The organism is Acinetobacter sp. Colony158, from assembly GCF_019264745.1.
In the GTDB taxonomy this organism is placed as follows: domain Bacteria; phylum Pseudomonadota; class Gammaproteobacteria; order Pseudomonadales; family Moraxellaceae; genus Acinetobacter; species Acinetobacter ursingii.
On sequence record NZ_CP078523.1, the window covers coordinates 675275 to 686085 of the forward strand.

Annotated in this window: 9 protein-coding genes and 4 tRNA genes; 5 read left to right on the forward strand and 8 right to left on the reverse strand. The window is 40.5% G+C overall.

Translation table 11 applies throughout. The annotated features are described in order from the left end of the window. Both JR005_RS02525 and JR005_RS02530 read left to right on the forward strand, forming a co-directional pair. A partial coding sequence (locus JR005_RS02525; protein ID WP_218665512.1) for a sensor domain-containing diguanylate cyclase occupies positions 1-1105 on the forward strand: 1105 nt, incomplete at its 5' end. Positions 1106-1119: 14 nt separating this feature from the next. Beyond that, positions 1120-1599, forward strand: a complete 480-nt coding sequence (locus JR005_RS02530) for an OmpA family protein (protein WP_125269238.1) — start codon at positions 1120-1122, stop codon at positions 1597-1599. Between the two features lie 124 nt (positions 1600-1723). Here JR005_RS02530 and JR005_RS02535 read toward each other — a convergent pair. The 8 genes from JR005_RS02535 to secA form a co-directional block, all read right to left on the reverse strand. Next, positions 1724-1800: transfer RNA gene (locus tag JR005_RS02535), tRNA-Pro, on the reverse strand. 18 nt (positions 1801-1818) lie between these two features. Continuing rightward, positions 1819-1894 (reverse strand) — tRNA-His (locus JR005_RS02540). Positions 1895-1928: 34 nt separating this feature from the next. Beyond that, positions 1929-2005: transfer RNA gene (locus JR005_RS02545), tRNA-Arg, on the reverse strand. A 72-nt stretch (positions 2006-2077) separates the two neighbouring features. After that, positions 2078-2154, reverse strand: a tRNA-Pro gene (locus tag JR005_RS02550). Positions 2155-2286: 132 nt separating this feature from the next. Next, the gene (nadA, locus tag JR005_RS02555; protein ID WP_125269239.1) at positions 2287-3351 is read right to left on the reverse strand and encodes a quinolinate synthase NadA; all 1065 of its coding nucleotides are present in this window, start codon (positions 3349-3351) and stop codon (positions 2287-2289) included. Between the two features lie 155 nt (positions 3352-3506). Further along, the gene (gene argJ, locus JR005_RS02560; RefSeq protein WP_125269240.1) at positions 3507-4739 is read right to left on the reverse strand and encodes a bifunctional glutamate N-acetyltransferase/amino-acid acetyltransferase ArgJ; all 1233 of its coding nucleotides are present in this window, start codon (positions 4737-4739) and stop codon (positions 3507-3509) included. 131 nt (positions 4740-4870) lie between these two features. Next, entirely contained in the window at positions 4871-5242 is a 372-nt protein-coding gene (locus tag JR005_RS02565; protein WP_125269241.1) for a hypothetical protein, read from the reverse strand. A gap of 163 nt (positions 5243-5405) precedes the next feature. After that, positions 5406-8117: a preprotein translocase subunit SecA gene (gene secA, locus JR005_RS02570; RefSeq protein ID WP_125269242.1), complete on the reverse strand. Its 2712-nt coding sequence runs from the start codon at positions 8115-8117 to the stop codon at positions 5406-5408. Positions 8118-8479: 362 nt separating this feature from the next. Here secA and JR005_RS02575 point away from each other — a divergent pair, with 362 nt between their 5' ends. The 3 genes from JR005_RS02575 to JR005_RS02585 form a co-directional block, all read left to right on the forward strand. Then, positions 8480-9121: a peroxiredoxin gene (locus JR005_RS02575; protein ID WP_125269243.1), complete on the forward strand. Its 642-nt coding sequence runs from the start codon at positions 8480-8482 to the stop codon at positions 9119-9121. 398 nt (positions 9122-9519) lie between these two features. After that, the gene (locus JR005_RS02580; protein WP_125269244.1) at positions 9520-10338 is read left to right on the forward strand and encodes an MBL fold metallo-hydrolase; all 819 of its coding nucleotides are present in this window, start codon (positions 9520-9522) and stop codon (positions 10336-10338) included. Further along, positions 10335-10811 (forward strand): dual specificity protein phosphatase family protein (locus tag JR005_RS02585; RefSeq protein ID WP_218665513.1); only part of this gene is annotated, 477 nt, incomplete at its 3' end. The genes JR005_RS02580 and JR005_RS02585, both read left to right, overlap by 4 nt.

The following is a 10811-nucleotide window of genomic DNA, read 5'->3' on the forward strand; positions in this document are numbered from 1 at the left end:
ATTATTTACCATTGAAACTTATGCCAAACAAAATTTGAATATTTTAGGGTTGACCGTGAGTGAACGGATTCAGCCTGCATTGGTTTTTAAAGATCAACTCACATTGCAACAAATTTTAAATGAATATACGGAGCAGCATTCGATTCGTACGATCCATATTTATGACAAAAATCATTTAGAATTGGCATCGAGTTCAAAACCCCCTGTTTATTATAGTCAGCTCCAAAGCTTTTTAGATTATGTTTTTCTAAAAGATCCTATTAAATTAACAGTTTATCATCACAACAACAAAATTGGTGAATTGGTTCTTTTTGGAAGTTCAGAAAAAATTATTCAGTTTATTATTACCATTTTAATTGGCCTTGCGATTGCCATGATTTTTATTGTCATGGCGCTATGGTGGTCGACCAACATGACCTATCGTTATATTATGCAATCCATGCGCCCATTGACTCAGATTGCCCAAGTCGTCAGCGATCAAAAAGCATATAACCTACGTTTTCCAAATAATAATATTAAAGAGTTTCAAGATTTAAATGATGTATTTAATCAATTATTGGAAGAAATTCAAACGTGGCATACACATCTACAAAATGAAAATCATCAATTATCATTTAAAGCACATCATGACCATTTAACTCAACTCCCAAATCGAAGCTACTTTTATCAAGAACTAGTTAATTTATTTGAAGATCACCAGAAACGGCAGAATTCCGCTTTGATGTTTATTGATAATAATAATTTCAAACAAATTAATGATCAATTTGGACATCTAGCGGGTGATGCCGTGCTAGAAGAAATGGCGAAGCGTTTAAAATCAAAGCTGAGACATCAAGATTTTATTGCGCGGCTGGGTGGAGATGAATTTGCCGTCATTTTGCAATCCATTCACCAAGTTGAACACCTGATTACGATTGCTGAAAATTTAATTGCCAGTAGCAAAGCACCGATCATATTTGAAGGGCAATCTATTGAATTCAGCTTTAGTTTAGGCATCGCATTTTCAAGATTCGCCACTACGCCAGAAGATTTGATTATGCAAGCCGATCAATCGATGTATAAAGCAAAACATTTAACTCACCACTGGTTTATTTATAAACCTTAATTTTGGAATTCCATATGCTTAACCACTCCCTGAAAATTTCATTTTTAACAATGATTTGTATTGCACTTTCTGGTTGCTTAAGTTTTGGCCCATTAAAATATAAACAAGTCCGTATGTTAAAAAAGGAAGGATTCGTACTGACCGATGAAGGCTGGACACTCGGTTTACCAGAACGATTGTTATTTGATTTCGATAAAACAGAGATTCAACCTGCACATGAGCAGGAAATTTCACGTTTAAGTCGTCAATTGCAAAAATATGATTTGCAAAAAGTGAAAATCGTTGGACATACCGACAATATTGGAGCTCCTCAATATAATTTGAAGTTATCCCAAGAACGTGCACAGAGCGTTGCTAATATTTTCATAGCGCATGGTTTTAAAGTACAAAATATACAGATTGTTGGTCGCGGTGCTGAACAACCTTTAGTACCCAATACGACTGAAGAAAATCGTGCTGCAAATCGTCGTGTTGCTGTAATTATTATTCCTTAAACTTAAAATTTTCAAATCTCCATGACAATCATGTGGTGGAGATATTTTGAAAGAAATAAATTTCTGACATAAAAAAACCGCATTTAAGCGGATATTTTATCTATTTTAAAACTTAAGTTTTAAATGGTCGGAGCAGTAGGATTCGAACCTACGACCCCCTGGTCCCAAACCAGGTGCACTACCAGGCTGTGCTATGCTCCGATACTCTCTTTAAAAGAGTGGGGTGAATGACGGGATTCGAACCCGCGACAACTGGAATCACAATCCAGGGCTCTACCAACTGAGCTACATCCACCATAACATTTGATTCTTAGTACCAAGCTACCGAATGGCGCGCCTGACAGGATTCGAACCTGTGACCATCCGCTTAGAAGGCGGATGCTCTATCCAACTGAGCTACAGGCGCGTAACCGATGATATGTCTATCATGCGATATTTCGCCGAATTTAAAATATCAAATACATCAAAATATTTTAAATGGTCGGAGCAGTAGGATTCGAACCTACGACCCCCTGGTCCCAAACCAGGTGCACTACCAGGCTGTGCTATGCTCCGATTTATCTCAGCTTTTGCTATATCGCACATCGTGCGGTACGGTGTGCATTCTAGGCGCGGCGTGTGATTACGTCAACACCTAGAATTAAAAAAAATTAAAAATCCTTATCGAATGTATATTTAAGCAGCATTTTAGCGTTTTAGTGATGCACTAAACGCCAACATCCGATCCAGAGGAAGTTTAGCCCGTTGTGCCAAAGCGGCGTCGACGTGTATTTCCTGATCCGCATGTTGTAATACATGCAGAATTCCATCCAGCTCATTCATCGCCATCCAAGGACAATGTGCACAAGAACGACAAGTCGCGCCCTCACCCGCAGTTGGTGCTTCAACTAAAATTTTATCTGGAACCGCTTGTTGCATCTTATAAAAAATGCCACGATCCGTAGCGACAATTAAACGCTGATGTGGCAATGTTTGTGCGGCTTTGATCAACTGTGAAGTACTACCCACAGCATCTGCAATATCCACTACCGATTCTGGAGATTCGGGATGAACCAACACAGCTGCATCTGGATACAGTGCTTTCATATTGGCGATACCACGAGCGCGGAATTCTTCATGTACAATACAAGCCCCATCCCAAAGCAACATATCAGCACCTGTTTTCTTTTGGATATAACGCCCTAAATGTTGATCTGGCGCCCAGATAATCTTTTCACCCAAACTGTCTAAATGCTCAATAATTTCTACGGCACAACTCGATGTTACCACCCAATCCGCACGTGCTTTAACTGCGGCAGAAGTATTGGCATATACCACAACAGTATGATCAGGATGCTGATCACAAAATGCTGTAAATTCATCCACAGGACAGCCTAGATCCAGTGAGCAAGTGGCTTCCAAAGTGGGCATTAAAATGGTTTTTTCTGGAGACAAGATTTTAGCCGTCTCACCCATAAATTTAACACCTGCCACCACCAGAGTGCTCGCCGCATGATCACGTCCAAAACGAGCCATTTCCAGTGAGTCAGAAACACATCCACCAGTCAGCTCTGCCAGCTCCTGTACATCAGGATCACAATAATAATGTGCGACTAACACAGCATTCCTTTTTTTGAGTTCTGCTGCAATTTCCGTAAATTTTGCCTGTTTAACATCTGGACTTAAGTGTTGATCTTTCGGCTCACCTAAACGATCTAAATGCGCCTGCACAATGTTTTTTGCGTCGTTCGCAATTAAATTCGCACTACTCATAAACGTCTTCTCATCCTTTTGCATACGGGCTGGCATGCTTGTAACGTTACATCACAAGTTACTGGCTATGATTTGATAACTTGAGAACCAAAAGCTGACAGTTAAAAAAGCCTCCCAGAGGAGGCCTGATTATAGCTTAAATTATAGCGAAATATTTAAGATCGGTAATCTGCATTGATTTTCACATAATCATAAGACAGATCGCAGGTATAAACAGTGTCCTTCGCCTGACCACGTCCCAAATCAACACGTATGGTAATTTCTTTTTCCGCCATCACCGCAGCCCCCATTTCTTCGGTGTAATCTGGATTTGCACCACCATCCAGACAGATTTGCACATCACCCAACCAGACCTGAACTTTGCTGCTATCCAAGTTTTGAATGCCCGCTTTACCGATCGCCATGACAATCCGTCCCCAGTTTGGATCGGAAGCAAATAAAGCGGTTTTGATCAGTGGTGAATCTGAAATGCTATACGCGACATCACAACATTCTTGGGTATTGGCTCCACCCTCGACAGTCACAGTGATGAATTTGGTAGCGCCTTCACCATCTCGCACAATTAATTGTGCCAAACGATTCATGATACGGGTGAGTACATCAAGCACCACGGTATAGCGTGGATCAGTGCGCGACTGAATTTCCTGTCCACCCACCTGTGCTGTTGCCACAAAAATACAGGAGTCATTGGTTGAGGTATCACCATCAATGGTAATACGGTTAAATGAATGCTCGACTGTAGTCTGCAATAGCTGTTGAACCATTGCCTGACTAATCGGTGCATCGGTTGCGACAAAACTCAGCATGGTTGCCATATTGGGACGAATCATCCCAGCACCTTTACTAATACCAGTCATGGTATAAGTGATACCATCGAGTTCAAACTGTTCAGACGCCCCTTTAGGCACGGTATCCGTGGTCATAATCCCAAATGCAGCATCTGTCCAACTTGCTTCATCTAATGTGTCTAACGCAGGTTGAATGCCATTTAATAAACGTTCGATCGGGAGCTGTTCACCAATCACGCCTGTTGAAAAAGGCAAAACCTGATGAGGTTGTACATGAGCAAGTTCAGCCAGTTTGGCACAGGTTTTAGTCGCATTTTCTAAACCGAGTTTTCCTGTTGCAGCATTGGCATTACCAGTATTAATAATGAGATAACGCGGCTGTTGTACTGCTGAGCTTTCATTTAAATGTTTTTTGCTGAGTAAAACGGGCGCAGCGGCAAAAGTACTTTGGGTAAAAACACCCGCAACCTGCGAACCTTCAACAAACTCGAACACCACTAAATCTCGTCGATTGGGATAACGCACATACGCTTGGGTTGAACCAATTTTTACACCCTTTACCACATGCATATGCGGCATTGTTACGTCACCAACAGCCATTTTGAATATCCGATGAATTCGTTATAGAAAAAGAAAAGCTTAGTTCAAAATACCATAAAAATCGAGCGTTCAAACTCACTTTACAGCAATAAAAAAACCAGCAATCTTGCTGGTTTTTAAATTTTGACTTTTTAATTGGCCGCAAGTTGAGCAGATGTCCCCAATAAAGCCTGCTTGGCTTTTTCCTGACTCGCCGCAGAAAGCGCAGGGTTAGTCGCGACAATGCGACTTACATTTGCAGAGTTGGCAGCACTAATCGCCGCTGTTTTAAAAATAATAGGGCGAGTTCCTGTATTACCCAGCGTATAGCGAATTCCTGTTCTTGGACTGACTAAAGTCGTCGTTTGATTCTGAACAGTTGCTTGAGCTGTAGTATTACCTTGCGCAGCCATTACTTTGTCAACAGTCGTGGTTTGGGTTGGCTGTGCATTTTCTGTTGCAGCAAATGTAAATGCTGGAATCGTTAAAGCCGTCATTACTAATGTTTTTAATACTTTTTTCATTGTCTTTACCAGTTTTCACTTCAAGATGTGCAAGTAAATACCATTTAATCGAACAAACTGCAAATACTATTCACAGCTTGCAACATCTCGTAAAAAAAGCAGAACATAAATGTTCTGCTTTTTTTAAATCAGGATCTTTTATGGCACGAACTTTATCTCACGATTAAATACGACCATGACATTGTTTATATTTGAGTCCAGATCCACATGGGCATGGCGCATTACGGCTCGCAGGTGGCGTAATTTGCTGCTGTGGCGCTTGTTCTTCAATCTCGTGATGAGTCACTGTTCCAGTTAAGCCGTCAACTTCATCATGTTCAAAAGATAAGCGCATCGCTTCTGCTTGTTGCTGTTGTTGAGCTTCAAGTTCTGCCAGTTCTTCTGGTGTCGGAATATGAACGCGTGACAAATCAGTCACGACGTCAGATTTAATAATGCCTAACATATTGATGAATAAGTTAAAGGCTTCTTTTTTATATTCCTGTTCAGGATTTTTCTGAGCATATCCACGTAAATGAATCCCTTGACGCAGATAATCCATCGCCGCCAAATGATCTTTCCAATGGCGATCCAGTGAATTCAACATAAAGTGACGTTCAAGGGTAACGGCGGTATCAGTTCCCATTTGGGTGCGACGCGCTCGATAGCGATTAATTACTTCATCAGTAATTCGTTCTACCAATCCTTCTTCATCTAGACGGCGATCATCATTGAGCCATTGTTGAATTGGCAACTCAATACTCAAGTCAACGCGCAAGGCATTTTCCAGACCTTCTACATCCCACTGATCATGGATCGATTCAGGTGGAATAAAATTCGCAATCATGCCTTTCATGACATCACGATGCATTTCTTCAATATAATCTTGCAGCGTACTTTCAGCTAAAACTTCATCGCGTTGCGAATAGATGATCTTACGTTGTTCGTTATTGACATCATCATACTTCAATAAGTTCTTACGAATATCAAAGTTACGGGCTTCGACTTTGCGCTGTGCATTTTCAATCGAACGGCTCACCATTTTATGTTCAATGGCTTCATCTTCTTTGAGACCCATGGCACGCATCATACCAACCACACGGTCACCTGCGAAGATACGCATCAAATCATCTTCAAGTGATAAATAAAAGCGTGATACCCCAGGGTCACCCTGACGACCTGCACGACCTCGTAACTGGTTATCAATACGACGTGATTCATGACGCTCAGAACCGACGATATGTAACCCGCCTGCATTCAGCACGGTTTCATGATCATGTTCCCATTCTGCTTTTAAACGCGCTTCATCTTCAGGGGTTGGATTTTCAATTTTAGCTAGCTTGGCTTTCCAGTTACCACCCAAAATAATATCCGTACCACGACCAGCCATATTCGTTGCAATCGTGACTGAATCTGGACTACCTGCCTGCGCAATAATATCCGCTTCACGCTCATGTTGTTTCGCGTTAAGGACTTCATGCTTAATGCCTGCCTGAGTCAACTTATGCGATAACACTTCACTGGCTTCAATAGTTGCCGTACCCACCAAAATTGGTGCACGGGTTTCCTGAATGCGTTTAATTTCCTGCACAATCGCATCGTATTTACCGTTACGATTCAGGTAAATTAAATCATTTTGATCTAAACGAACCATTGGACGATGGGTTGGGATAATCACCACATCTAGTCCATAAATTTCTTTCATTTCCGCTGCTTCAGTATCAGCAGTACCTGTCATACCTGAAAGCTTTTTGTATAGGCGGAAATAGTTCTGGAAAGTGGTTGTTGCAAGTGTTTGGTTTTCTGGCTGAATTTCCAAACCTTCTTTGGCTTCGACTGCTTGATGCAAACCTTCTGACCAACGACGACCTGGCATAGTACGTCCAGTATGCTCATCGACGATGATCACTTCACCCTCATGAATAATATAATGAACGTCACGATGATATAAAAAGTGTGCACGAATCGCAGCGGTGACATGATGCACCAGACTTAAGTTACTAGCAGAATAAAGGCTCTCGCCTTCTGCCAATAAACCCATGGCAATCAGTTCTTGCTCAACAGTTTCAAAACCCACTTCAGTCATTTCAACTGAACGCTGTTTTTCATCAATCCAGAAATGCCCACCATCGGCCACTTTTTCTTCTTTTTGCGCACGAAGTTTAGGTGGAATGTTATTGATCGCGGCATAAAGTTGAGAAGAATCTTCACTTTGCCCCGAAATAATCAACGGTGTACGTGCTTCATCGATCAAGATCGAATCGACCTCATCGATAATGGCATAATTCAAACCACGCTGTTTTTTCTCTGGCAGTGAAAACACCATGTTGTCACGCAGATAGTCAAAACCGAATTCATTGTTGGTACCATATGTGATATCCGCTTGATAAGCGTCAGCTTTCTCAACAGGAGACTGCATAGAGTAAATCGTACCAATGCTCAATCCCAAAAACTCAAACAATGGGCGGTTGAGCTCAGCGTCACGCTGCGCCAAATAGTCATTGACCGTAATAACATGAACGCCTTGTCCACTTAAGGCATTTAAATAACAGGCCAACGTACCCATCAGAGTTTTACCTTCACCTGTACGCATTTCTGCGATTTTACCTTCGTGTAAGGTAATACCACCGATTAATTGCACATCATAATGGCGCATACCCATGACACGTTTTGCCGCTTCGCGACATACGGCAAAAGCTTCTGGCAATAATTTATCCAGACTTTCACCATTATTATAACGTTCTTTAAATTCTGGAGTTTTTGCAGATAAGTCTGCATCGCTTAGTGCTGATATCGTCGGCTCGAGCGCATTGATTTGATCAACAATTTTACGCATGCGTTTAAGTTCGCGCTCATTTTTTGTACCGAAGATACCTCCGATCAGACTTGCCAACATGAATAAACTCTCTAATCCTGTTTGTTATAAGGTCTGTCAATAGCAACAAACCCTAGGTCGGTTAATTTTTTCTTAGCTGTTATTATGGAGCCACAAATAAGAACTACAAGGGTTTTACGCCCAAACAGCGAAAAAATCTGCTAGATGACTCTAACATTGCTTAACCAAAGAGCGTTAATGTAGCAAATTTGGATTTAACTTACACCGATTTGCATGCGATTTTCTGATCTATTTTTTAATCAAGCCCCCACTCTATATCTTAAAAATTCATAACAACATGCGAAAACAATAATTTTAAATGCAATAAAAAACCTGCATATTTAAGGTCATACAACACATCACAATATTATGAGGTTTTTGCAATGAGCTTACGTTTAGGTGATACCGCCCCTAATTTTGAACAACAATCCAGTGAAGGAGAAATTAATTTTTATGAGTTTTTAGCTGATGATTGGGCAATCTTATTTTCACATCCTGCGGACTACACGCCTGTATGTACCACTGAACTTGGCTATACCGCAAAACTTAAAGATGAATTTGAAAAACGTGGAGTCAAAGCGATTGCACTTTCAGTGGATGATGTTGAATCCCATCAGGGCTGGATTAAAGATATTAATGAAACTCAAAACACCACAGTCAACTTCCCGATCATCGCCGATAAAGATCGTAAGGTTTCAGAGCTGTATGGATTTATTCATCCTAATGCCAGTGAAACCACCACTGTACGCTCGCTTGTGATTATCGACCCCAATAAAAAAGTTCGTTTGATTATTACTTATCCTGCGTCAACAGGTCGTAATTTTAATGAAATATTACGGGTCGTAGATTCATTACAACTGACAGACCATCATAAAGTCGCAACTCCAGCAAACTGGCAACAAGGTGAAGATGTGGTGATTGTGCCTTCACTCAAAGATGAAGAAGAAATCAAACAACGTTTTCCGAAAGGCTATAAAGCCGTCAAACCTTACCTAAGATTGACACCACAGCCTGAGAAGAATTGAAACATCGTTTCAATTCTTCGCAAGACAAGCAAAGCGCGTAGTCTAAGAACAAAACTCTTAAAGTCTTCAAAAGGAGATGAACAGCTATGCTGTGAGTGAAGAGGTTAAAGCAACGCTTTAATTTTGTGCAAGACAAGCGAAGCGCGTAGTGTTTGAATGTGATACTTCAATCTTTATCAAAACAAGCGAAGCACGTCATTTAAGACCGTAATTCTTCCATGCTTTACAAGCATGAAGATTGCATTAAATAATAAAAATAAATCTCAAAACAATAACTCATCTCACCGTTTCTCCACCCAGTACCCATCGTCATGATGGGTACTTTTTATAATGAGTAGATTTGGTAAAACTCACGGACTAGGTTATAAAGAAGATAATGTCCTAAAAACAATAAATTTATGATTCATAACATTCATCATTTGCATTGCGGTACGATGTGCCCTGCATGCGCCCCTCTAGTCAGTCAAACAGGCTTACAGGCACATATTATTTGTCATTGTTTATTGCTTGAAACTGATCGTGGGTTGGTGTTGATTGATACGGGTTTAGGTTTACAAGATTATTTACATACTCAGCAACGACTGGGCAGACTGATCCATCAATTTGGAAAAATTGAAATCAATATTCAACTCAGCGCTGTTCAGCAAATTCAACAACTCGGATTAAATCCCAAAGATGTGCAGCATATCTTTGTGAGTCATCTGGATTTTGACCATGCGGGTGGTATTTCTGATTTTCCCCAAGCTACCGTACATGTGTTGGCATCCGAATTTAATGCCACACAATTATTGTCCTTCAAAAATCGTATTCGTTATAAGAACAACCAATTTAAGCAACATCGTCTTTGGAATTTCATTGAACATACTCAAGGAGAAAGTTGGTTCAATCTGGAAAAAGTGATGGGGTTGCCATTATTTCAGGATGAAATTTTAATGATTCCTTTATTGGGGCATTCGGCTGGGCACTGCGGGATTGCGATTAAACAAGCAGAGGGCTGGATGTTATTTTGTGGGGATGCCTATTTTTCACATCAGGAATTAGATTCCAAACAGAAACTGAAAGGACTACATGTATTTGAAAGTATGCTCGCGTATGACAATAAAATGCGTTTAGCCAATCTCAAACAACTCCAATATTTAGCTCAACATGAACCACACATTGAATTGATTTGTGCGCATGATATTCAAGAATTTTTACGCTATCGACCATTATCATGAAAAAAACCTTATTTTCTCCCGTATTGATCATACTCACTTTAAATCTATCAGGCTGTATTACCCATCCCTCGCTTTCCCCTGAGCAACGACCACCACATTGGGGGAATTTGCTTCATGCAGAGCATAATTTTTATAAAATTAGCCATGATCTGTATCGCAGCGAGCAACCTTCACAAGCACTAATACCAGAATTACGACAACAGCAGATTCAGACCATCATTAATTTACGTAGTCGTAATGATGATCTCAAAGTGCTTGATCCACAAGAATTTAATTTAGTTCATATCCCGATTCATACATGGGCCATCAATCGAAAAGATTTACTAGAAGTGATGCAACAGATTCAAATCGCAAAACAAAACCACCAAAAGGTTTTATTGCATTGCTATCATGGGTCAGATCGAACAGGTGCTAGTGTGGCAATGTATCGAATTATTTTTGAAAATTGGTCGATAGAAAATGCTGTACAAGAG